18 protein-coding genes are annotated in these 23,042 nt (G+C 71.1%); 9 read left to right on the forward strand and 9 right to left on the reverse strand.

Annotated features, from left to right (window positions below):
• Window positions 1-107: 107 nt before the first annotated feature.
• Window positions 108-1,466 carry a pyridoxal phosphate-dependent decarboxylase family protein gene (locus tag ACFVAJ_RS07125; RefSeq protein ID WP_376944590.1) on the forward strand — a complete coding sequence of 453 codons (1,359 nt, stop codon included), beginning with the start codon at window positions 108-110 and terminating at the stop codon, window positions 1,464-1,466.
• 59 nt (window positions 1,467-1,525) lie between these two features.
• Window positions 1,526-1,969, forward strand: coding sequence for a hypothetical protein (locus ACFVAJ_RS07130; protein ID WP_376942582.1), 444 nt, complete (start codon window positions 1,526-1,528; stop codon window positions 1,967-1,969).
• A gap of 46 nt (window positions 1,970-2,015) precedes the next feature.
• On the opposite strand, the gene ACFVAJ_RS07135 is transcribed toward ACFVAJ_RS07130, so the two are convergent.
• Window positions 2,016-4,430 carry an HAD-IC family P-type ATPase gene (locus ACFVAJ_RS07135; RefSeq protein ID WP_376942583.1) on the reverse strand — a complete coding sequence of 805 codons (2,415 nt, stop codon included), beginning with the start codon at window positions 4,428-4,430 and terminating at the stop codon, window positions 2,016-2,018.
• Between the two features lie 56 nt (window positions 4,431-4,486).
• Entirely contained in the window at window positions 4,487-5,437 is a 951-nt protein-coding gene (gene sigJ, locus ACFVAJ_RS07140) for an RNA polymerase sigma factor SigJ (RefSeq protein ID WP_376942585.1), read from the reverse strand.
• Between the two features lie 87 nt (window positions 5,438-5,524).
• Here sigJ and ACFVAJ_RS07145 point away from each other — a divergent pair, with 87 nt between their 5' ends.
• The gene (locus tag ACFVAJ_RS07145) at window positions 5,525-6,463 is read left to right on the forward strand and encodes an NAD-dependent epimerase/dehydratase family protein (RefSeq protein WP_376942587.1); all 939 of its coding nucleotides are present in this window, start codon (window positions 5,525-5,527) and stop codon (window positions 6,461-6,463) included.
• 65 nt (window positions 6,464-6,528) lie between these two features.
• On the opposite strand, the gene ACFVAJ_RS07150 is transcribed toward ACFVAJ_RS07145, so the two are convergent.
• The 3 genes from ACFVAJ_RS07150 to ACFVAJ_RS07160 form a co-directional block, all read right to left on the reverse strand.
• The gene (locus ACFVAJ_RS07150; protein ID WP_376942589.1) at window positions 6,529-7,635 is read right to left on the reverse strand and encodes a phosphatidylserine/phosphatidylglycerophosphate/cardiolipin synthase family protein; all 1,107 of its coding nucleotides are present in this window, start codon (window positions 7,633-7,635) and stop codon (window positions 6,529-6,531) included.
• Window positions 7,636-7,730: 95 nt separating this feature from the next.
• Window positions 7,731-8,702 (reverse strand): acetylxylan esterase, encoded by a 972-nt coding sequence (locus ACFVAJ_RS07155; protein ID WP_376942591.1) that lies wholly within the window; start codon window positions 8,700-8,702, stop codon window positions 7,731-7,733.
• A gap of 26 nt (window positions 8,703-8,728) precedes the next feature.
• Window positions 8,729-9,649 (reverse strand): SMP-30/gluconolactonase/LRE family protein, encoded by a 921-nt coding sequence (locus ACFVAJ_RS07160; RefSeq protein WP_376942593.1) that lies wholly within the window; start codon window positions 9,647-9,649, stop codon window positions 8,729-8,731.
• Window positions 9,650-9,786: 137 nt separating this feature from the next.
• Between ACFVAJ_RS07160 and ACFVAJ_RS07165 the strand changes: the two genes are divergently transcribed.
• Both ACFVAJ_RS07165 and ACFVAJ_RS07170 read left to right on the forward strand, forming a co-directional pair.
• Entirely contained in the window at window positions 9,787-10,680 is an 894-nt protein-coding gene (locus ACFVAJ_RS07165; RefSeq protein WP_376942595.1) for a dihydrodipicolinate synthase family protein, read from the forward strand.
• A complete protein-coding gene (locus tag ACFVAJ_RS07170; RefSeq protein WP_376942597.1) occupies window positions 10,677-11,426 on the forward strand; it encodes an SDR family NAD(P)-dependent oxidoreductase in 750 nt (249 codons plus the stop codon). The genes ACFVAJ_RS07165 and ACFVAJ_RS07170 overlap by 4 nt, the downstream gene beginning before the upstream one ends.
• 69 nt (window positions 11,427-11,495) lie before the next feature.
• Here the strand turns inward: ACFVAJ_RS07170 and ACFVAJ_RS07175 are convergent, their stop codons facing one another.
• Window positions 11,496-15,527, reverse strand: a complete 4,032-nt coding sequence (locus ACFVAJ_RS07175; RefSeq protein ID WP_376942599.1) for a hypothetical protein — start codon at window positions 15,525-15,527, stop codon at window positions 11,496-11,498.
• 110 nt (window positions 15,528-15,637) lie between these two features.
• Between ACFVAJ_RS07175 and ACFVAJ_RS07180 the strand changes: the two genes are divergently transcribed.
• Window positions 15,638-16,603, forward strand: coding sequence for an acetylxylan esterase (locus ACFVAJ_RS07180; RefSeq protein ID WP_376942600.1), 966 nt, complete (start codon window positions 15,638-15,640; stop codon window positions 16,601-16,603).
• A 104-nt stretch (window positions 16,604-16,707) separates the two neighbouring features.
• Here ACFVAJ_RS07180 and ACFVAJ_RS07185 read toward each other — a convergent pair whose 3' ends face one another.
• Genes ACFVAJ_RS07185 through ACFVAJ_RS07195 form a run of 3 tightly spaced genes read right to left on the reverse strand, consistent with a single transcriptional unit; the run spans window position 16,708 to window position 19,857 of the window.
• Complete coding sequence (locus ACFVAJ_RS07185) at window positions 16,708-18,015, reverse strand: extracellular solute-binding protein (RefSeq protein WP_376942602.1); 1,308 nt, start codon at window positions 18,013-18,015, stop codon at window positions 16,708-16,710.
• A 52-nt stretch (window positions 18,016-18,067) separates the two neighbouring features.
• A complete protein-coding gene (locus tag ACFVAJ_RS07190) occupies window positions 18,068-18,925 on the reverse strand; it encodes a carbohydrate ABC transporter permease (RefSeq protein ID WP_376942604.1) in 858 nt (285 codons plus the stop codon).
• Window positions 18,922-19,857: a carbohydrate ABC transporter permease gene (locus tag ACFVAJ_RS07195; RefSeq protein ID WP_376942606.1), complete on the reverse strand. Its 936-nt coding sequence runs from the start codon at window positions 19,855-19,857 to the stop codon at window positions 18,922-18,924. The genes ACFVAJ_RS07190 and ACFVAJ_RS07195 overlap by 4 nt, the downstream gene beginning before the upstream one ends.
• 232 nt (window positions 19,858-20,089) lie before the next feature.
• Here ACFVAJ_RS07195 and ACFVAJ_RS07200 point away from each other — a divergent pair, with 232 nt between their 5' ends.
• From ACFVAJ_RS07200 to ACFVAJ_RS07210, 3 genes are read left to right on the forward strand one after another with little or no spacing between them, the layout of a single operon-like run.
• On the forward strand, window positions 20,090-20,893 hold the full coding sequence (locus tag ACFVAJ_RS07200; protein WP_376942608.1) for an IclR family transcriptional regulator: 804 nt from the start codon (window positions 20,090-20,092) through the stop codon (window positions 20,891-20,893).
• Between the two features lie 58 nt (window positions 20,894-20,951).
• Window positions 20,952-22,136 (forward strand): mandelate racemase/muconate lactonizing enzyme family protein, encoded by a 1,185-nt coding sequence (locus ACFVAJ_RS07205; protein ID WP_376942610.1) that lies wholly within the window; start codon window positions 20,952-20,954, stop codon window positions 22,134-22,136.
• Between the two features lie 18 nt (window positions 22,137-22,154).
• On the forward strand, window positions 22,155-23,030 hold the full coding sequence (locus ACFVAJ_RS07210) for a carbohydrate kinase family protein (RefSeq protein WP_376942612.1): 876 nt from the start codon (window positions 22,155-22,157) through the stop codon (window positions 23,028-23,030).
• Window positions 23,031-23,042: the final 12 nt, after the last annotated feature.

Raw genomic sequence — 23,042 nt, forward strand, 5'->3', positions numbered from 1 at the left:
TGACGCACCCGCCGGAGACTCCAGTGACCATCGACCACGAACTCGCATCCGAGAACGACGCCGCCCTCGGGCGTCGCCGGCCCGAGGCATCCCAGGGCCCGACCCGCATGCACGCCGTCACCGGCGAGACCGAGGCCATCGTCGACCTCGTGCTCGACTACTCGCGCCGCCGCCTGCTCTCGACCGACACCCCGCTCGACAAGCCCGAGACCGAGGCCGAGCTCACCCGCCTCGCGGGCCGCACGATCGACGAGCGCGGCATCGGGGCGACCCGCGCGCTCTCGATCTTCGAGCACGTGCTCGCGCCCGCGTGCATCACGATCGACCACCCGCAGTACCTCTCGTTCATCCCCGCGGCCCCGACGAAGGCCGCCATGGCGTTCGACCTCGTCGTCTCGGCGTCGAGCCTCTACGGCGGCAGCTGGATGGAGGGCTCGGGCGCGGTGCACGCCGAGAACGAGGTGCTCACCTGGCTCGCGAACGAGTTCGGCCTGCCGACCGGTGCCGGCGGCGTCTTCGTGCAGGGCGGCACCATCGGCAACCTCTCCGCGCTCGTCGCCGCGCGCGAGGTCGCCCGCGAGAAGCGCACCGCCGCAGGCGAGCCCATGCCCGCTCGCTGGAAGCTCGTCTGCTCGACCGAGGCGCACTCCTCGAACAAGTCGGCCGCGAAGGTCATGGACGTCGACGTGGTGCTCGTGCCCGCGGGCGACGACGGGATGCTCCGCGGCGACGCCGTGCGCGCCGCGCTCGAGGAGCACGGCGACGACGTCTTCGCGGTCATCGCGACCACCGGCTCGACGAACTTCGGCATCGTCGACGACGTCGCCTCCATCGCAGCGTTGAAGGACGTGTTCGACTTCTGGCTGCACATCGACGGCGCCTACGGCCTGACCGGCATGCTCTCGCCGCTCGCCCGCGAGCGCTACGCGGGCGTCGAGCGCGCCGACTCGGTCATCGTCGACCCGCACAAGTGGCTCTTCGCCCCCTTCGACGCGTGCGCGCTCATCTACCGCGACCCCGAGATCGGGCGCCGCGCGCACACCCAGCACGCCGAGTACCTCGACACCCTCACCGGCAAACCCGAGTGGAGCCCGTCGGACTACGCCGTGCAGCTCACCCGCCGCCCCCGCGGGCTGCCGTTCTGGTTCTCGCTCGCGACGTACGGCGCGGCCGCCTACCGCGACGCGATCACGAACTCGCTCGAACTCGCCCAACGCATCGCCGACGAGATCCGCACCCGTCCCGAGCTGAAGCTCGTGCGCGACCCGCAGCTCTCGATCGTCGTCTTCGAACGCGAGGGGTGGACGATGGACGACTACGAGCGCTGGTCGGCGAAGCTCCTCGACGAGCAGCGCGCGTTCGTGACGCCGAGCTCCCACGCCGGCCGGCCGAACACGCGATTCGCGATCGTCAACCCGATGACCACGTTCGAGCAGCTGGTGGGGATCCTCGACAGCATGCAGTGATCACGGCTCGCGCTCGTAGGCTGTACCCGAGCGCCGTCGCCGGCGCGGGGGGAGGCGAGATGAGCGAGCCGGTTCGACGACCGCGCATGCCGAAGCGGATGATCGCCATCGTGGTGCTCGCCTACATCTCGGGCATCCTCGACATCCTGGCCGGCCTCGTGCTGATCCTGCTGCGCTACGACGACGAGATCCGCCGCTCGGGCGACGCCTTCGCCATCACGCTGTGGGGCACGCTGATGATCCTCATCGGGCTCCTGACGATCGCGATGGGCTCGGGCCTCACGCGCGGCCGCAACTCGGCGCGGATCTTCGTGACGGCGCTCGTGTCGCTCTCGGTGGTCGTCTCCGCGATCGACCTGGCGCTCCACCCCACCGACGCCTCGTCGCTGTGGACGTTCGCGATCGGCGGGGCGGTGGCCGCCCTCGTCATCCTCGCGATGTGGGCCGGGCGCGGTGCGGCGTTCTTCCGTCACGCGCGGCGCGCGTCACCGCCGCCCGCCTGACGACGGGCCGCCTCGCACCGGGCCGCCTCGCACCCGGGACGCCGCGTCACGCCGCCGTGCGGCGATGCACGAAGCGGACGACCTCGATGCCGGCGATCGCGAGCGCCGACGCCCCGATCACGAGCAGCGCGGTGGTCAGCGACAGGTCGACGAACTCCAGGAAGTCGGCCACGATCGGGATCGCGTAGATCAGCACGAGGCCGACCATCATCGCGCCGATGATGACGATCTTCAGGCCGTCGATCGGTCGCGAGAGCACGATGAGCACCCACAGCCCCACGATGCCGAGGATGAGGGTCGACCCCGAGCGCAGCTCGGCCTGCGATATACCCGCATCGAGGGCCATCCGGCTGTACAGCGCGAGCACGAGCGCGATGACGATGCCCGCCGGGATCGCGAAGCTCAGCGAGCGGCGCAGGAACCCCGGCCGGTAGCGCTGCCGGTTCGGCATCAGTGCGAGGAAGAAGGCGGGGATGCCGATCGTGAGCCCGTCGGTGACCGAGAGCTGGCGCGGCAGGAACGGGAACTCGAGGAGCATCACGCCGAAGATCACCGCGAGCCCCGTCGCGTACGCCGTCTTCGTGAGGAACAGCATGGAGATGCGCTCGATGTTCGCGATGACCTGCCGCCCCTCGGCGACGACGCCCGGCAGCCGCGAGAACCGCCCGTCGAGCAGGATGATCCGGGCCACCGCCTTCGTCGCGGCCGACCCCGAGTCCATCGCGATGCCGATGTCGGCCTGCTTGATGGCGAGCGCGTCGTTCACGCCGTCGCCGGTCATGGCGACCGTGTGGCCGCGCTGCTGCAGCGCGGTGACGATCTCCTTCTTCTGCGACGGCGTGACCCGGCCGAACACGAGGTGCGTCTCGAGCACCTCGCCGAGCTCGTCGGGGTCGGTCGGGAGCTCGCGGGCGTCGAACCCCTCGGCGGCCTCGACGCCGACCTCGCGCGCGATCGCGGCGACGGTCTGCGGGTTGTCGCCCGAGATGATGCGCACCGCGACCCCCTGCTCGGCGAAGAACTCGAGGGTCTCCGCCGCATCGGATCGCACGCTCTCGCGGAACGTCAGGAGGGTCACCGGCGTGAGCGCGCCGGGCAGGCGCTCGGCCTCCGCCCGTTCGGGCGTGAGCTCCTCGGGGCTGTGCGCGAGCACGAGGGTGCGGCGACCGCTCGCGGCGAGCTCGGCGGCGCGTCGGCGGAGCTCGGCGTGCGACGCGGCATCCGCGTCGGAAGCCTCGGGCGACCGCAGGGCGTCAGGCGCCGCGAAGACCATCTCGGGCCCGCCCAGCACCCAGGTGCCGGCGCCGGGGAACCCGACCGCGCTCCACTTGCGCGCCGAGGAGAACGCGATCCGCGCCTCGGGATCGAGCACGCGCTGCACGGGGTAGGGCTCGACGAGGCAGCGCGCCGTCGCGTTCGCCTCGGGTTCGGCACCGTACCAGGCGAGCACGTCCTCCCACGCCGCGGGCGGGGCGACGGAGAGCGGGTGCGCGGCGTCGAACACGATGTCGCCCTCGGTCAGGGTGCCGGTCTTGTCGAGGCAGATGAGGTCGACCCGGGCGAGCCCCTCGACGGCCGCGAGCTCCTGCACGAGCACCTTGCGGTTCGCGAGCTTCACGGCGCCGACGGCGAAGGCGATGCTCGTCATGAGCACGAGGCCGAGCGGGATCATCGCGACGATCGCCGCGATGGCCGCGACCGCCGCGTCCTGCCAGGCCCCGCTCTCGATCGCCTCGGCCCACCCGCCGCGCGACACCATCTGCGCGTTCAGCACGAGCAGGCTCACCGGGCCGATGATCCAGGCGACCCAGCCGAGCACCCGGTTGATCGAGCTGCGCAGCTCGGATGCGACGAGCGAGAACTGCTTGGCCTCGCTCGAGAGCGTGTTGGCGAACGAGTCGGCACCGACCTTGTCGACGACCGCGGTGCCGCCGCCGCCGATCACGATCGACCCCGACAGCACGGCATCGCCGACGCCCTTGTCGACCGGGTCCGACTCGCCCGTGAGCATCGATTCGTCGAGCTGCAGGCGCTCGGATGCCTCGACCTGCGCGTCGGCGGCGACCTGGTCGCCGGCGCGCAGCACGAGCAGGTCGCCGAGCACCACCTCGGCGAGGGCGACCTCCTGCTCCGCGCCGTCGCGCAGGACCCGTGCATGCGGCGCGTGCAGCAGCGCGAGCCGGTCGAGCGCGCGCTTCGCGCGGAACTCCTGCACCGAGCCGATGATCGTGTTCGCGAGCGCGCTGAACCCGAACAGCGCGTCCTGCCAGCGGCCGATCAGCAGCAGCACGAGGAAGCAGGCGAGGATGATCCCGTTGAAGAGCGTGAACACGTTCGCGCGCACGATGCTCCACACGCTGCGGCTCGTGGGGCTCTCGAACGCGTTCGTCTCGCCCCGGGCCGCCCGCGCGGCGACCTCGGCCGCGGTGAGTCCGGTGTTCGTCGCCGTCGTGGGATCCACGTGGCCATCCCATCACACGCGACCGCTCGCCTCCCGGCGGCGCGCTCCCGAGCGGCTCAGGCGGTCGGGGGCTCCCCCGCCGGCTCCGCCGCGCCGGCGGCCCCGTCGCGCAGGAGTGCGAAGAGGTCGCCGACCGGCCCGAGGTGCCCGAGCTTGTCGGGGTTCAGCTGGTTCGTGAGCGAGCGCACGACGCCGCCGTCGACGTGCAGCGTGAGCACCGAGAGCACGGCGCCGTCGCGACCGCGGAAGAGCAGCGTCCGCTCCCCGTTCGCGACCGCCTCCTCGACCTCGACGCCGAGCGCATCGCCGCGACGCATGAGCCCGACGAGGAACCTCGCGACGGCGACGTCGCCCGACATCGGGTGCTGGATCGCGGGCGCCTTGCCGCCGCCGTCGGCGGTCATCACGACATCGGTGGCGAGCAGCCTGACGACGCCGTCGACGTCGCCCTCGCGCAGCGCCTCGAGGAACTCGCTCGCGAGCCGGGCCGCCTCCGAGGCATCCACCTCGAATCTCGCACCGTCGGCGGCGAGCCGCCGGCGCGCCCGATGCATGATCTGGCGGCACGCCGCCGGGTCGCGTTCGACGATCCCGCCGATCTCGCCGTAGTCGAATCCGAGCGCCTCGTGCAGCACGAACACGGCGCGCTCGACCGGACCGAGCCGCTCGAGCATCGTGAGCACGCCGACCGAGAGGGTCTCGTCGAACTCGATGCGATGAGCGGGATCGGCATCGTCGGCGAGCAGCGGCTCGGGCAGCCAGGGCCCCACGTAGACCTCGCGCGTGCGACGGGCCGAGCGCAGCACGTCGATCGACAGCCTCGTCGCCACGGTCGACGCGAAGGCGTCGGGGCGGTCGATGACCTCGCCGCCCCGAACCCGTTCGTGCATGCGCAGGAGGCCCGCCTGCACCACGTCCTCCGCCTCGCTCACGCTGCCGAGCATGCGGTACGCGATCGAGAACATGAGGGGCCGCAGGCGCGGCGTCTCGACGACGAGATCGACCATCGCCCCAGACTGGCACACCGCGCTTCCGCGCGGCGGTCACATCTCAGCGGGGTCGTTCGTCGGAGGGGGTGAGAGAGAGGACACATCATGAAGATCTTCATCGCAGGTGGTTCTGGCGCCGTCGGTTCGCGACTCGTCCCCATGCTCGTCGCGGCCGGGCACGAGGTCACGGGCACCGCCCGCGGCGACGCGGGCCTCGACCGCATCCGCGCGGCCGGCGGCCGAGCCGTGGCCATGGACGGCACCGATGACGCGTCGATCCGCCGTGCAGTGCTCGACGCGCGGCCCGAGGTGCTCGTGCACCAGCTCACCTCGCTGTCGGGCAGGTTCGACTTCAAGCGCTTCGACGAGACCTTCGCCGTCACCAATGCGATGCGCACCCGGGGCACCGACGCGCTCATCGCCGCCGCCCAGGAGGCCGGTACGGGCCGCATCGTCGTGCAGAGCTACACGGGCTGGGCCAACGAGCACGCCGGCACGCGGGTGAAGACCGAGGCCGACGAGCTCGACCCGAACCCGGTGCCGGCGGCGCGCAACACCCTCGCCGCGATCGCCCACGCCGAGCGGGCGACCGTCGCGGCGGGCGGACTCGCCCTGCGATTCGGCAACTTCTACGGCCCCGGGCAGTCGCTGGGCGAGGGCGGCGAGATGCTCGAGTCGGTCCGCAAGCGGCAGGTGCCGATCGTCGGCGACGGAGCGGGCGTCTGGTCGTTCTGCCACATCGACGACGCGGCGGCGGCGACCATCGCGGCCGTCGACAGGGGGTCGGCCGGCGTGTACAACATCGTCGACGACGAGCCCGCCGAGGTCGCCGAGTGGTTGCCCGTGCTCTCCCGTGCCGTGGGCGCGAAGCCGCCGATGCGCGTCCCGGCCTGGGTCGCACGCACGCTCATCGGCGAGTTCGGCGTCTCGTGGATGACGACCGCGCGGGGCTCGTCGAACGCGAAGGCGAAGGCCGAGCTGGGCTGGCAGCCTCGATACGCGAGCTGGCGCGACGGGTTCCGGGACGGTCTCGGGGCTTCCTGAGCACGCGTGCGCCCGGGTACGCCCGGGCGCGCCCGGGGCATCCTCGACTCGATGCGCTCGGCCGATCAGGGCACGGTGATCGGCGTCGCGAGCTCGTCGATGATGCGCTCGATCTCGGTGAGCGCGTACGCGGCGAACTGGCGCTGGGCGGCCTCCGCCGCGGCGTCCTGCTCCTCGAGGTCGCCGATGACGATGATGTTCTCGTCGTTGATCGTGTTCGCGGGCTCGGTGTAGTTGAAGCTGCCGACGATGAGCAGGCGCTCGTCGATGACCATGAGCTTGTGGTGGAGCTTGCGTACGCCGGTGCCGCGCTTGTTGGCGTACAGCTCGACGTCGCCGTGGCCGAGGTCGCTCGTCGCCGCCCATTTCGCCGCACCCTGGTCGCGATCGAGCACGCCGCGGATCCGCTGCACGAGCGGGCGCAGGCGGATCATGGTGTCGTCGATCCCCGACGACTGCGCGAAGGTGAACATCGCGAAGTCGATCGACTCGCGGGCCTTCAACATCTGCTTCATGATCTCCATCTCGGGCCCGTGGCGCGGTGCGAAGAGCGGCTTCACGCGCACGTCGGGCAGGCCGAACTCCTTCGGCTTCGGCTCGACGCGCTCGTGGAGCTCGCCGAAGGTGCCCGACCGCATCCGCTCGAACTCGCGCAGGTACTCGGTCGCGGCGCGCTGCCCGTGCAGCACGACGACGTGGTTGAGGTTCTGGCCGCTCCCCCGGCCCGACGTCGCGTTCGTGCCGGTGTCGGTGTGGGTGAAGTTCGTCGATCCCGTGAGGACGGCGGCCTTGGTCTTGCCCGAGTCCCGCACGATGAACTTCTGGTGGAAGATCTTGGGGTTCAGGTCGCTGATGACGTCGACCTTCGCCTTCAGCAGTGCCCCGTGGATGGTGCGGTTCTCCTCGTGGGCGCCGAGGCTGTTCCACGGGTCGGCGAGCGCCTTCTCCTCGGTGAGGTAGTCGCCCTCGAGGATGACCCGCACCCGGAGGCCCCGCTGCTTCGCGTCGAGGATGGCCTGGGCGATGGGCCGGGAGTCGATCTCCTGCACCGCGATCGCGAGGCTGTGCTTCGCCCCCGCGATGAACTCGCGGATCGCGAGGTCGAGATCGTCGGGTCCGCCGATCGAGCTGGGCCCCATGAACAGCTCGACGCCGCCGATGCGCAACGACATGATGCACCCCTTTCACTGAGGTTCACTCAGCTTCGGGTGTACTCCTCGCACCGGCGCACCGAATCAGGGGTGCCCCGGATGCCGCGTCGCGGACCTCAGCCAGCGAGCGTCGTCGCCAGCCACGCCGCCTGGCGCTGCCACTGCTCGCCCTGGCCGCCCTCGTGCTCGTTGAACGGGTACTCGACGATCTCGGCGTCGGCGCCCCAGTGGTTGCGCGCGGCATACACCGTCGACGGCGGGCATACCGGGTCCATGAGGGCGACCGAGAACAGCGCCGGCACCCGGGCGCGCTTCGCGAAGTTCGCGCCGTCGAAGTACGAGAGCGTCTCGAACACGCGCTCGGATGCCCCGCGGTGCACGGCGAGGTACCGCACGATCTCCTGGTACGGGTCGCGATCGGTGAGGCCGACCGCCCGCTCGAAATGGCAGAGGAACGGGACGTCGGGCATCGCCCCGACGAGCCCCTCGGCGAGCGCGGCCGCGGCGATCGAGATCCCGCCGCCCTGGCTCGCACCCGCGACGGCGACGCGCGCGGCGTCGACGCGGTCGAGGCTGCGCACGGCGTCGATCGCGAGCACCGCGTCGGTGAACACGCGCCGGTAGTAGTACGCGGCGGGGTCGTCGATGCCCCGCGTCATGAACCCGGGCGCCGACGAGCCGGTGCCGTGGGGGTCGGGCGTCGCGCCGCCGGTGCCCCACACCGATCCCTGCCCGCGGGTGTCCATGAGCAGGTAGGCGTAGCCGGATGCCGCCCACCCGAGCCGCTCGTGCGGCAGGCCCCGCCCGCCGCCGTAGCCGAGGTACTCGACCACCGCGGGCAGCGGCCCCTCGGTGCCCGCCGGCACGAGGAACCACCCGTGCACCGGGTCGCCCGCGAAGCCGCTGAACTCGATGTCGTACACCTCGACCGCCGTGAGGGGCGATGCCACGCGTTCGAGCCGCGGCGGGCGGGCCAGTGCGCGCGACTCGGCGATCGTCGCCGCCCAGAACGCATCGAAGTCGGCCGGCTCGGCCACCGCGGGGCGGTAGTCGCGCAGCTCGTCGATCGGCGCATCAAGTCGTGGCACGTGGCATCCTTCGCTCGGCGGAGAGTTCAGCGTATCGAAGCCGCGTCGTGCGGCGATCGGGCGCTGATCGTCGGCGGCGCTCCTTTCCACGGGAGGGCCGGCGCCCCGCCGACCTCGACCTCGACGCCCAGGAGCGCCCCGTCCGCGGGGGTCGGCCGAGCGAGGCCCACGCTCGCCGTCGTGATCACCAGCAGCCGGTCGACGAGCGCGACGGCCGTGGGCCGCTTCGCAGGAAGCGCGATCGTCTCGAGCAGCACGCCGCTCGGCGAGTAGCGGCGCACCTCGGCGGCATCCCAGACCGCCACCCAGAGCATGCCCTCGAGGTCGATCGCGAGGCCGTCGGGGTTGCCACCCTCGACCCGGCACACCGTGCGCCGATTGCCGAGCCGGCCGTCGGGTGCGACGTCGAAGGCCTCGATGCTCCGGTGCGGGAGCGTGTCGATGTAGTAGAGCGTCTCCCCGGTGCGATCGAAGGCGAGCCCGTTCGAGACCGTCACGCCGTCGAGGCGTTCGGTGGCCGCGCCCTCAGTATCGATGCTCCACAGCGCGCAGTGCGGCCGTCGGGGCATCGACTGGCTGCCGACCCAGAAGCGGCCTGCAGGGTCGCAGCCCCCGTCGTTCATGTAGTCGTCGCCCGACGCGATGTCGGCGGCGATCGGCGAGACGGCGCCGTCCTCGCCCACGTGGACGACGCCGCGGTCGACGGCCACCGCCCATCCGGCTCCGGGCGCCGCGAGCGGCACTGGCGCCCCGATCCGGGCGCCGACGCGCACGACGGCCCCGGGCACCACCCTGCCCCCGTCGAGGCGACCGCGGTGGAAGGACCCCGTCGCCATGTCGATCCAGGCGAGGCCGCCGTCGCGACCGTCCCAGCGGGGCGACTCGGCCTGGACGTATAGCTCGTCGGAGATGATCTCGACGGTCCGTGAGGGCGTGGAACTCGACATCCGTGTCATCCTTCAGTGGTGGCGGTACCCGATATGTGGCAGGCTATCTCACAATATGAATGTCAGTTGCGAAGACTGGCAGAAGCAACGACGCTGAAGTGAGGAACTGGCCGATGGCCCCGACGCTCCATGGCTTGATGCCGATTCTTGCCACCCCGTTCGACGAATCCGGCGCACTCGACCGCGCGAGCCTGCGACGACTGGTCGAATTCCAGCTCGCGTCCGGCGTCGACGGCGTGGCCGTCTTCGGCATGGCGAGCGAGGGCTTCGCGCTCACGACCGACGAGCGGCGCATCATCCTCGCCGATGTCGTCGAGGTCATCGACGGCCGCGTGCCCGTCATCGCCGGCGTCAACGGCACCTCGACGGCGACCTCGATCGAGCAGTCGCTCATGGCTCAGGACGGCGGGGCCGAGGCGCTGATGGTGCTGCCGCCGTTCATGGTGAAGCCGCCGGCTGCGAGCCTCATCGACTTCTACGGCGAGGTGGCCGCGGCCACGACCCTCTCCGTGATGGTGCAGGATGCCCCGGGCGTGACCGGGGTCGCGATGCCGCCGTCGCTCATCGCCGAACTCGCCCGCCTCGACGGCGTCGACTCGGTGAAGGTCGAGGCTCCGCCGACGGCGCCGAAGGTCGGTGCCGTCGTCGACGCGATCAGCGACGCGGACTTCGCGGTGCTCGGCGGGCAGAATGCGCAGTTCTGCCTCGAGGAGTACGCGCGCGGCGCGGTCGGCACGATGCCGGCCTGCGAGTTCGCCGACCTACTCGCCCCGGTGCTCGAGCAGTTCATCACGGGGCGCGTCGACGAGGCGCGCGCCGGGTTCCGCCGTATGCTCCCTCTCGTGCTGGTGGGTCTGCAGGGCGGCATCGCGTGGGCGGTGCACAAGGAGGTGCTCGTGGCGCGCGGCATCATCGACCACGCCACCGTGCGCTACCCGGCCGCCCGCCTCGACGCCGGCAGCAGGGCCGCCGTCGACCTGGTGATCGACGAGCTCGAGCTCCCGCCGCTGCCGACCGCGGTGCGCGTGTGACCCGTCGCGGCGTGCTGCTGATCGGCGGCACCTCCGAGATCGGGCTCGCGATCGCCCGCGCCTTCGCCGAACAGGGCGACGCCGTCGTCGGAGTGGGGCTCGAGGCATCCGACGACCCCGCCTTCGAGCGGTACCTCACCGCCGACTGCAGTCGTGCGGATGCCGCGGACCGGGCGGTCGCCGATGCCGCAGAGCTGCTCGGCCGGCTCGACGTCGTCGTGCTCGCCGCCGCCCGGATGCCGATCGACCGCGCCGACGCGACGAGCGACGAGGACTGGCGCGGCGCCCTCGGGGCGACGCTCGACTCGGCGTTCTTCGTGTCTCGCGCCGCACTGCCGCGGCTCGCGCCCGGCTCGTCGATCGTCGCGGTCACCTCGGTGAACGCATCGCTCGCCGCTCCGGGAGTGCCGGCCTACGCGGCGGCGAAGGCCGGCGTCGAGGGCCTCGTCCGGCAGCTCGCGCTCGAGTACGGCCCGCGCGGGATCCGCGTGAACGCCGTGGCGCCCGGGAGCATCTCGGCGGCCGACACCGGCGAGAGCGAGGGCTACCCGCTCGGCCGGATCGGCCGACCCGAGGAGGTCGCCGCCGTCGTGGCCTTCCTCGGCTCCCCGGCCGCCTCGTTCGTCACCGGGACCACGATCCCAGTCGACGGGGGCCTGTCGATCTCGTCCCCCGCCGCCTGGCTGAAGCCGGCGCTGCGCGACCGCTGGCTCGGCAACTCGGCCGAGCGGCTGAATCTCCGCTGACGCCCGGCCGTCCACTCGCCGGCGGAGCGCTCGACGCACTCGGCCGGCAAGCGGGCGCCCGCCGGCTCCTCAGCTCCCGACGCGGACGAACTGCGCCGCGCTGACGCGGTGGATGGCAGGATTGCGCACTTCGAGGCGCACGACCCCCACCGCGCCCGCGGCGTACCGGAAGGTGCCGAGCGGGCGCCAGGCTGCGGCCCCCTCGAGCTGATTCACGACGACCTCGGTGCTGCCTGCCTGATGCTCGACGACGTAGGCGGCCGAGGTCGTGGTCGCCGGGTTCGTGGGGTACCAGACGGAGACCCGGTACTCGCCCGCCTCGGGCAGGTCGACCTGCCAGGTCACCGTGCTGCCGACCGAGTCGGTGTCGCTGTAGCGCGTCCGGGTGCCGTTCCAACCCGTCAGTCCGCTCGGGAACCACAACCCGGTCTCGAGATACCCGGGCCACGGCGACTGGGTGTGGGCGATGACCCCCTCGTCGGCGACCCGCACCAGCACGCCCTTGCGGAGCGTGCCGTCGAGCCGCGCCTCGAACCGGCTCGTCGAGCCCGGCACCACGGCCGCTCCGGCCGTGGCCGTCCACGTGTGGGTCAGGTCGGAGCGCGGCGGCACCTCGACCACGACCTCCTTCTGCCCGACGCTCCACCCGGTCACGCCGAAGAGCGCCAACGTGGCCCGCAGCGGCGTGACGCCGGTGTTGATCACCAGGGCGGTCAGTCGCGCCGTCGCGCCCGGACCGCTGACGATCGCCGTGTCGCTGGTCAGCGACACCAGCCGGCGGCGGTCGATCACCTCGATCGCGGCCGGCCTCAGCTCCACCGGCTCGTCGTCGGCAGCCGACACGGATGCCTCGATGCTGACCTCCCCGAGCGCGGCGGCCGCAGGGGTGATCGCCGCCGACTCGACCCTGGCCACGCCCTGCGCGGGGACCGAGACGGGCGGCGCGCCGCCGTCGAGCTGCCAGCCGTCGGGGAGGGTCAGGGCGACCTCTCCGGCGAACGGCTCGTCGGTGGCGTTCCGCACCTCGATGACGAGCGGCACCCGGTCGCCCGCCGTGCTCGTGGCCTGGGCGACCACGTCGCCGGTCACGCCGGACTCGGCGCCGCCGATGCGGCCCGGCACACGCAGCGTGACCTCGTCGGTGGTCGTCGAACCGACCGTGATCGTGTAGCTGAACGCCTCGGCCGACGAGTCGACCGGAATCGTCCACTCGTAGGGGTAGCCCTTCGGCGCCGCCTGCTGCACTGGCCCGTCACCGATCCGGTAGCCGAGGGTGGCCGGCTGCTCCGTGTCGATCTGCACGTAGGCGTCGTAGCCGGGTCGGCCGGGTCGCACGAGCAGCACGCCACGGGCGAGGCCGTAGTCGGTCGCGGGGTCGGTGTCGACCTCGTGGAAGCTGTCGGGGCCGTGGTCGACGACGTCGTCGAACGGCAGCGCCGGCCGCTCGACCGTCACGCCCCTCACGACCAGTGCGACGAGCCCGTGCCCGGGCACGCGGACCTTGATGCGCCCGCCCGCGGCGGTCGTGGAGGAGCGGGCGCCGTCGGCGGCCACCACCTCGACCTCCGGCGAATCGGCCGCCGAGAGCCCGGTGAGGTCACCGGCCAGGTCGACGACGACGAATTGCGCGTCGGCCGAGGAGTTGGTGAGGCTGACGTACAGCGAGTCGTCGCCCACTCCGGCGATCCAGTTGATCAGCGGGTTGTCGAGGGAGATCAGGCCGGCCGGGAAGTACGGCCAGACGCCGTCCTCGCCGAAGAATCTGCCGGGGGCGTGTCCGTAGGCGAAGTACTTGAAGTAGGCGAAGTCGGCCTCGAACGCATGCGGGAAGTCGATCTTGCCCGAGCTCCGGTAGAAGCTCTCGCTGATCAGGTAGTCCATCGCGAGGCCGAGCTGGGCGGGCGCGTGGTGGAAGTAGTACCCGGTGATGCCGACGGGGCCGCTCGTGGCGAAGTCGGGCTTCATCTGCGCCACCTGGAACTGCCGGCTGTAGTAGCCGGGATAGGTGGTGAACCGGCCGATCACCATGTTGTGCGCGACGTCGGCCAGCAGCGGATCGCCGGCGTGGTGCGCCAGGCGCAGCAGCGCACCGGCCCAGCACGGGTTGAAGACGTATCCGCCGCCGGGATCGGTCAACGAGCTCACGCCGAGCTTGAACGACGACAGCGCCTCGAACGTCAGCCCGGTCGGCGACACGACCCACGCGGGCACGGTCTCGGTCGCGACCTCGGTGGTCGGGTAGGACGGCAGGGACGATCGCGTCTCCCAGTCGTACTGCTGCACGACCACGTGACCCTCGGGCACGGTCACGGTCTGGTCCGGCACCGGCCTGACCGCGGTCTGGGTGATGAATCTCTGCGCCTCCCGATGCGCCCCGTCGAGGAACTCGGTCTCCCCCGTCAGCTCGAACAGCACCAGCAGGTCGACCCAGTACTTGGAGAAGCTGTAGGCGAAACCGCCCGGCGGCTGCCCGTTGCCGCGATACGGCGTGAGGATCTCCTCCTGCACGTACCGCTTGCCGATGAGCGTCGCCTCGGCCAGGTAGGCCGGGTCTCCGGTCACCTGATAGGTGGCCAGGGCGGTGGCGAAGGGCGCCCGGCTCTGCCCGACGACGCCCGCTTTGGTGGCCTGCACCGCCAGGCGCTGGATGCCCGCGTTGCGACCGTGGGTCAGTTGCGAGAGCGCCGCCAGGTTCACGGCATCGGTCGGGATCCGGCCGATCCGGTACTGCGTCTTGTCGTTGTAGACCGAGCCGCCGATGACCGGCGAGTGCCCGATCCCCTTGCGCGACAGCTGGAACTCGAGCGCCGGTCGCGCCCGGCGCTCGTAGAGGGTCCCGTCCGCGGTGCCGGTCAGGTAGTGCGCCGAGAGCAGCACGCCGCTGGCCGCAGCCCGGACGGCGTCCTCGTTCTCGACGTCCGCGAACCCCTTGGCTCGGTTCCACCACCCGGAGTAGGACGGGATGTAATCGACCGAGTCGTCGCCGTCGGGCTCGACGGCGATCAGTTCCGTGATCGCGTGCACGGCGTCGGTCAATGACCGGTCGTAGACGTTCTGCCGGTAGGCCTTCAGGCCGTATTCGCCCCGGCATAGGGCGGTATACGTCTCGTACAGGGTGCCGGCGCGTGCCGCGAGGCCGAAGGCGAAGCCGCGCCGCTCACCCGCTGTCATCGCCGTTCGCAGGCCCGGCTGCGGCGCGTAGATGCTCGGCACGACGTCGAGGCTGTCGTTGCGCAGGCTCATCCCGTACGGCTGCCGATCGGACATCAGCTGGCGCTCGTGCACGAACTCGGCCACCTCGGCGGGGAGGTAGACCCCCGAGGTGACGGCGACGTCGGCGACGTCGTACTGGGTGAGTGCCATCGGCGCGAACAGCTCCCATGCACCGAGCGGAGCCGAGCCGTCGAGCACCGAGAGCGCGTGCTGGTACGACCCGCAGAGCACCTCGTCGAGGTCGTCGAGCTCCCGTGCGTCCTGGCTCTGGTAGCCGACGAGGTAGTCGCCGGCCGTCTTCGCCGTCAGAACGTAGTGCGCCTCGGGCTGGTCGCCGTCGAGCCGCCAGTTGACGACGAGCTCCACATCGTCGGTGCTGGTCCGGAGCTCGATTGCCTTCGGGCCGAGGATTCGGAACGAGGTGAAGCCGAGCCAGCTCGGCTGCAGCGGCCCGTACAGCTCGGGTGCGCTGCCCGAGGGCAGTGTCCCGGCCAGCACGACCCACTGCTCGTCGAAGCGATGCTCGGGGTCGGTCAGCGACAGCCACCGGCCGTCGTGCTTGATCTCGAGATCGCGGACGACGGTCTCTCCGCCGTCCCACTTCGCCTGGAAGAACGTCATCCGATGTCGGGGCCCGGTCAGGCACGCGATGCGGGTCAGCGACAGGTTCGGCTTGTCCAGCCGGCGCAGGGCGTCGGCGTACGCCCCGTTCGTGCTGCTGAACCCGGGATCCGCGGCGGCCGCCTCGGGATGGTCGCCGAAGACCGCGGGCAGCACGCCCGCGACGAGCAGCAGTCGGAGCGCGGAGCGCCGGCTCCACAACCCCGAGTCGTCGTGGACCCGTGATCCCTCCTCGGCTGTTGCGTCGTCATCGGCCGCTGGGCTCATCCTTGAATCCATGATGCAAATGATGCATGCGTTATGCGAAAGTGTCAATGGCCATGCAGCCAACGGCGGCGGTAGCGTCGACCGTGCACTCGCCCTGAGAGGAACACGCGGTGACCCAGAGCCGGCCCAAAGAACTGACCGAATACTCGCTGACCGCACTGCTGACGGCCCCCGAACCGCCGGAGGAGCCGGAGGACTTCGACGGGTTCTGGCAGACCACGTTCGACGAGTTCGGCACCGGCCGCGTCGAGTGGGAGCCCGCACGGCAGCTCGTCGGCTCCGAGACGCATGACGTGACCCAGATCCGGTTCGCCTCGTCCGCAGCCGAGCAGGCCGTCGCGTTCCTCGTGGTGCCCCGCACCGCCGGCGACGTGCGCCGCGGCCTCGTGATTGGGCACGGCTACGGCGGCCGCACCGCCCCCGACCTCGATCAGGTGCCCGCGGACACGGCCGCGATCTTCCCGGCCGCGCCGGGCACCCCGCCGAACACCTCCAGTAGATTCCCGGCGCTCCCCGACGAGCACGTGCTCGCCGGGATCGCCCACCGCGACACCTACTCGCACCGCTTCGCCGCGGCCGACGTCTGGCGCGCTGCGACCGTGCTGCTCGACGCCGCGCCCGCGTCCGCCGGGGCCCTCGACTTCAGCGGAGGGAGCTTCGGCGGCGGCATCGGGGCGATGGCCCTGCCGTGGGACGCACGCTTCCGACGCGCCTCGTTCGACGTCCCGAGCTTCGGGCACCACGCGATCCGCCTCACTCGCCCGTGCACGGGCAGCGGCGAGGCCGTGCGCCGGCACCTCCACGGGCACCCCGAGGTGCGCGACGTGCTCGGCTACTTCGATGCGGCGGTAGCGGCGCGGCGCATCCGCATCCCCGTCCATGTGGCCGCTGCGGTGCTCGACCCCGCCGTCGACCCGCGCGGACAGTTCGCGGTCTACCACGCGCTCACGGGCCCGAGGCGACTCACCGTCCGGGCGAACGGGCACCTCGACGGACCCATCGCCGCCGCCTCGGAGCGATCGGCGCGACTCGATGCCGCCGACTTCTTCGCCCTCCCCGACGACCGCCTGAGCTGAGCGGACGGCGGGCGCCGAGGCATCCGTCTCGAACCGATCGCCTCCGGGCGCGCCGAACGCCGGCGGCCCGCGGGTCCCTCCGCAGGCCGCCGGCATTCACGGCCTCACGAGTTCGCGTCGAGCAGGTCCTGCACTTCCTTCTTCAGGGAGTTGAGGCCGGACTGCACGTCGACCTGGCCGGCGAGGATGTTCGCGACCCCGGCGCCGATCGCGGTGTCGATCTGCGCGGTCACGGGCACGCGATCCCACGCGGCACCGCGTGCGTGCTCGGAGACCTCGGTGCGGAACGCCGTCTGGAACTCGTCGGCGGCCAGCTCGGGGATCTGGTCGGCGACCGACTTGGCGGCCGGTGCGACGGCCGACTGCTTGTAGAAGGCCGTCGCGGCCTCGACGTTCGTGGCCGCGTAGGTGATGAAGTCGCGGCTCGTGAGCTCGCCTTCGCCGGCGCTCGCGAACAGGCCGCTGCCCCACGCGCGGTTGTACGACTCCTTCCCGCCGGCGGTGGGCCGCGAGATCGCGCCGATGTTGTCGATGATGTTCTGCGCGGCACCGTTCGTCTTCACGAACGTGGAGGCGAGCGGGGCGTCGTCGTAGAGGGCGGCGCGCCCGCTCGCGAAGAGGATGCGCGCGTCGCTGCGGGCGACGTTGGCCTGGGTCAGGCCCTCGTCCTGCAGCGACTTGTACCAGGTGATCGCCTTCACGCTCTCCTTGTCGCCGATCGTGCACTCGAAGTCGTCGGTGACGACCGGGCTGCCGAAGCCCCACATCCAGTGGGTGGCATCCTTCAGGTCGGGGTTCTTCGTGACCGCCGCGTAGGGGATCAGCGAGGAGTCCTGCGATTTGATCTTCTCGAGCGCGGTCGCGAACTGCTCGATCGTCATGCCCGACTCGATGCCGACGCTCTTGGCGATCTCGCCGTTCGTGATGATGCCGATGCCGGCGGCCGTGAGCGGCATCACGAGGAGCTTGCCGTCCATCGTGTACGCATCGAGCACGCCCTGGGGGATGCCGAGCCCCTTGGCGAGGTCGGTGAGGTCGGCGAGCACGTTCATCGGCGTGAGCACCTGCCATCCGCCCGACTGGCCGACGCCCAGGAGCTTGCCCGAGCGACCGGTGAGGGCGAGCTGGGTCGCCGCCTGGTCGTAGGGGTAGGTGACGGGCGAGACCGTGACGCCCTCAGCAGCGGAGAAGTCCTTGAGCACCGCCTCCCACGCGGGCTTCAGCGCCTCTTCGCCGAGCGAGTTGCCGTAGAAGTTGATGGTCTTGGCCTTCGTCGCGGCGTTCGCGCCGGCAGTGGCTCCGGGCGCGGCAGGGGTGGCGCAGCCGGCGAGGGCGAGCGCGCCGAACGCGGCGAGCGCCGTTCCGCCGCCGAGGAAGGCGCGGCGGCTGAGCTGCGTGGTCGAGAGGTTCATTGGGGATGCTCCTTCGTCGTGGTGTGGGTCGAATCGGTTCGGTGGATCTTCGCTAGCCCTTGACCGCCCCCGACGCGAGGCCGGAGACGAAGTAGCGCTGGAGCAGGATGAAGATGATGGCGAGCGGCAGCGAGGTGATGAGGGATGCCGCCATGAGCGCGGGCCAATCGGCCGTGCCGTCGCGGATGAACGCCTGGGTGAGGCCGGCCGGCAGCGTCTGCTTGTCGGGGCCCGCGAGCGTGAGCGCGAAGAGCAGGTCGCTCCAGCCGCGCATGAAGGCGAACATCGCCGCCGTGATGAGGCCCGGCACGATGAGCGGCGCGACGATCTTGAACATCGTCGCGACGCGCGAGAGGCCGTCGACCTTCGCCGCCTCGAGGATGTCGTCGGGCAGGCCGTCGATGATGCCCTTCAGGAGGAACACCGTCAGCGGCAGCGTGAACGTCGTGAACGAGATGATGAGCGCCGTGTAGGTGTAGAGCAGGTTCACCGAGCTCAGCATCAGGTAGAGCGAGATGAGCAACAGCGCCCCGGGGATGAGCTGTCCGATGAGGAACATGAACATGATCGCGTTGCGCCCCGAGTAGCGGAACTTCGAGAGCGAGTAGGCCATGAAGGCCCCGACGAGCACGGCGAGCACGGCGGTGCCGGTCGAGACGATGAAGCTGTTCTTGAGGTTCTGCAGCAGGGCGTCGTTCTGGAAGAACCCGATGAAGTTCTCGAGGGTCGGGTCGACCGGGAAGAGCGGCCGGTCGAGTGCGAAGACGGCCTCCTTCTTCATGAACGCCGTGGACGTCAGCCAGTAGACCGGCAGCAGCCCGAAGAGGGCGAGGAGCACCAGCCCGATGCGCCCCGGGATCGACAGCCTCGGGCGAACGATCGCCTCTCCGATGTCGCGGCCGTGACTCATCGCTTCTCCAGACGTCGGTTGAGCAGCAGGTACGCGCTCGAGATGATCGCGAGCAGGATCAGCCAGAGCACGCCCATTGCGGAGGCCTTGCCGAGCTCGTAGCTGCCGAACGCGAGTTGATAGAGGCTGACGGCGAGCGTCGTGGTCGAGTCCCCGGGCCCGCCGCCCGTCATCACGAAGATCGTGTCGAAGTTGCCGAAGTTGTAGATGAACTCGAGCGTCGCGACAAGGGCGACCGGGCCGACGATGTGCGGCAGCGAGATGTAACGGAAGCGCTGCGAGCGCGTGGCGCCGTCGATCGTCGCGGCCTCGAGCTGCTCGCTCGGCAGGGTCTGCAGCACCGAGAGCGCGACGACCATGATCCAGGGGAACGAGTGCCACGTCTTCGCGATGACGACGGCCGCCATGGCTCCCGTGGGATTGCCGAGCAGGCTCACCTCGGGGAGGCCGACCATGGTCAGCAGGTGGTTCAGCACGCCGTAGCTGTCGTTGAAGATCCATGCCCAGAGGAACGAGACGACGACGCCGGGCAGGAGCCACGGCAGCATGAGCGTGCCGCGCAGGATGTTGCGGCCGCGGATGCGTGCGTTGAGGAGCACGGCGAGCGCCACGCCGAGGAGCACGGGGAAGATCGTCGCGAGCGTCGCGAAGGTGAGCGTCGTGCCGAGGCGGGCGACGAACTCGCCGAAGATCGCCGTGTAGTTGTCGAAGCCGACGAAGGTGCGCTCGGGGCGCAGCAGCGACTGGTCGTAGAGGCTCGTGCCGATGCTCGAGACGAGCGGGTAGATCGCGATCACGAGGAAGAGCAGGACCGCGGGGAGTGCGATCATGAATCCGAAGGTGCGGTCCTTCGCACCGAGTGTCGTGCGCCGCCCGGATCGCGGCTCGGTCGTCTCGCGTGTCGCGGGCCGTTCGAGGATGGCTTGCTGCATTGCGTTCACTTCCCGAGAGGTGGCGACCCTGTCTCAGGGCCCCTGTGCGTCGTCGTCACAGTCGTCAACGCTGACGTGCGGCCAGTAAACCACAATGCGGATGTGAAATCCACAGAATGCATGACTCACCCATATTTGGATTGCCTCCGCCGATTCCGCTCACTACACTGACGGCAACGGCGCAGCCCGAGCGGGCACTCGCGACGCGGCACAGCATGGAGAAGGAGTCCCGATGGCAGCGGAATCGGTGGGCGGCACACAGACCGTCGAACGGGCTATGTCCCTGCTCGCGTGCTTCACCGAGGAGGCCGGCGAGCTCCGCGTGTCCGAGCTCTGCGCGCTCACCGGGCTCGGCCAGTCGACGGTCTCGCGCATGATGTCGGCGCTCGATCGCATGAAGTTCGTCGTCCAGGACGATCGGACGGGCCTCTACCGCCTCGGCCCCGCCGCCGTCGCGCTCGGCACCATCGCGATCAACGGCTCGCCGATCTTCCGCGCCTCGCGCCAGATCGCCCAGAATCTCGCCCATCGACTCGGCATCGGCGTCAACGTCGCCGAGCTCAGCGGCTTCACCTTCACCTACCTCTGCAACTTCGAGGGTGCGCTCGCTCCCAAGTCGTTCGCGATGGCGGGTCGCACTGCCCCCCTGCACGCCACCGGCCTCGGCAAGGCGCTGCTGTCGGGCATGAGCGCCGACCGCGTCGACGAGTACTTCGCGAAGACGCCCCAGCGATACACTCCCCACACGATCGTCGATCGCGACGTCATGGAGGCGGCCCTCGAGGAGACCCGCAGCCGCGGCTACGCGACCGAGATCGAGGAGCTCGCGTTCGGACGGGCCTGCATCGCCGCGCCCATCCGCGACCGCGCCGGCGAGATCGTCGCCGGCCTCTCGGCGAGCGGGCCGCTGTCGGTCCTCGACCTGCAGGCACCCCACCAGGAGCTCGCGCTGCAGGTGATCGAGGCCGCCGACGAGATCTCGGTCGCCCTCGGCTACAGCCCCTCCCATTCCGCGACGGCGTTCGCGGCCATCTGAGCCCACGCCGCGGCATCCGTCGACGGCATTCTCGATCACTCAAGTCACCGGAGACCCTGTGAGAATCGCGCGCGTCCAGACCTTCCCCCTCTTCATCTCGAAGGAGGATGCAGAGGACTCCTACGCAGGCGAGGCCGCCGTGGAGCACCGCGGCTACATGATCCGGCCGCCGTGGCGGAGCCTCTACTCCCCCGGCTACGAGACGCTCATCGTGAAGATCGAGACCGACGACGGGCTCGTGGGCTGGGGCGAGGGTCTCGCACCCGTCGCCCCCGAGGTCGCGGCGGCGATCGTCGACCACCTGCTCACGCCGCTCATCCTCGGCGAGGACCCGCGGAGCGTGCGCACGCTCTGGCACCGGATGTCGGAGTCGATGCGTGAACGCGGACACCTCACCGGACATCAGGCCGACGCGATGGCCGCCGTCGACATCGCCCTGTGGGACCTCTGGGGCAAGGCGACCGGCCTCTCGGTCTCCGAGCTCGCGGGCGGGCGATTCGCCGAGGTGCTCCCGACGTACGTGTCGGGCGTCCGCGGGGCCGACGACGCGGAGATCGCCGAGAGGACCGCGGTGCTCGTCGAGGCCGGAGTGCGCCGCTTCAAGATGCACCTCGGCACCGACCTCCGAACCGACCTCGCGACGTACGACGCCGTGCGCGACGTGCACCCAGATCTCCAGGTCGCGCTCGACGCGCACTGGAGCTACCGCCTCGGCGAGGCGAAGGCGCTCGGGCGCGAACTCGACGAGCGCCATGCCTGGTTCTTCGAGGCGCCCCTCGCTCCCGAGGACGTCGAAGGCCATCGCGACCTCGCGGCATCCATCGAGACGCCCGTCGCAGTCGGCGAGGCGATGCGCAGCCGATTCGAGTTCACGGACTGGCTGACCCGGCGGGCCGTCGGCCTCACCCAGCCCGACATCGGACGCACCGGCATCACCGAGGGCCTCGCGATCGCGGCCATCGCCGATGCCTTCCACGCGCAGGTGGCGCCGCATCACTCCGCCGCCTTCGGCATCGCGATGGCCGCCGGGGTGCACGTCGCCGCGAGTTCGCCGTCGCTGCTCGCCTTCGAGTACCAGCCGCTCACCCTGCCGGTCGCGAACCGGATCCTCACGACCCCCCTCGAAGTGAAGCCCAACGGCGACTTCGTGGTGCCGACGGGGCCTGGCCTGGGCGTGAACGTCGACGAGGCGTTCGTCCGCGAGTTCGTCCGGCGCGAGCACCGCGAACCGATCTCCGCCTGACCCGCCAGAATGGGGCGGGTGAGCGAACACGTCTTCATCTCGGGCCCGGCCTCCTGGAACCGCATCGTCGTGCTCGACCGCCTGCCCGAGCCGGTGCCGCACATGCAGTTCGCGCTCGAGGAGTACGAGACCGTCGGCGCGACCTCGGCCGGCAAGGCGCTCGGCCTCGTGGGCCTCGGGCGGCGGGTGCGCCTGCACGCGCTCTTCGGCGCGGACGCCGACGGCGCGCGGGTCAAGCGCCTCCTCATGCAGGCGGGGGTCGCGCTCATCGCGGCCGACGGCGGCGTCACCGAGCGCCACGTCAACCTCATGACGCGCGCCGGCGAGCGGGTCTCGCTGTTCCTCTCGACGCCGACCGACCCCGGTGAGGGCAGCGACGCCGAACTCGACCTCGAGCTCCGGCAGGCGATGGCGGATGCCTCGGCGCTGGTCCTCGACCTCTCGGAGCTCTCACGTCGCCTCATCCCCGCGGCGAAGGCGAGCGGGCGGCCCATCTGGACCGACCTCCACGACTACGACGGCGAGAGCGAGTTCCACCGCCCCTTCATCGAGGCGGCCGACGCGATCTTCATGAACGCCGACCGCATCGGCGACGACCCCCTGCCGTTCATGCGCTCCTGCATCCAGGGCGGCGCTTCGCTCGTGGTCTGCACGCTCGGCGCCGACGGCGCCGTCGCGCTCGACGAACGGATGACCCGCCACGACGTCGCGGCCGTGCCGACGACGGTGCGCGACACGAACGGCGCGGGCGACGCGTTCATGGCGGGCGTGCTCGACGCGACCCTCGCCGGGTCGGGGCTCGACGAGGCGCTCGAGGCGGGGGCCCGCCACGCGGCATCCGTGCTCGTCACCCGGCACCTGCACCCGAGCCTCGACGCCCTGCTGGGGGCCTGAGCCGAGCGGCGC

This window comes from Agromyces sp. NPDC057679, from assembly GCF_042799635.1.
Taxonomy (GTDB): Bacteria; Actinomycetota; Actinomycetes; order Actinomycetales; family Microbacteriaceae; genus Agromyces.